Below are 219 nucleotides of genomic sequence, written 5' to 3'. Positions count from 1 at the left end.
CTTTTACAGTAACTGAGCCTTCAGTTTTAACAGCAAGTTATACCAAGACAGATAGTAGTTGTTTTGGTTTGAACAATGGAAGCATCAATCTTACCCCAAGTGGCGGTACTCCGAGTTATACTTTTTCGTGGCGAAATGAGCAAAATCAAGTCATAGCAACCACTCAAAATATAAATAATCTAGCACCAGGTACGTATTCTTGTGTTATTACCGATACAA

The 219-nt window shown here is 37.4% G+C and carries 1 protein-coding gene; it reads left to right on the top strand.

The genetic code is table 11. The annotated features are described in order from the left end of the window. A partial coding sequence (locus NHF47_RS17100) for a SprB repeat-containing protein (RefSeq protein ID WP_252766129.1) occupies positions 1–219 on the top strand: 219 nt, incomplete at both ends.

Origin of the sequence: Flavobacterium sp. NRK F7 (assembly GCF_024054195.1) — a bacterium.
Taxonomy (GTDB): Bacteria; Bacteroidota; Bacteroidia; order Flavobacteriales; family Flavobacteriaceae; genus Flavobacterium.
The sequence above is the reverse complement of the archived record's forward strand: the minus strand, read 5'-3'. Positions and strand labels throughout refer to the sequence as shown.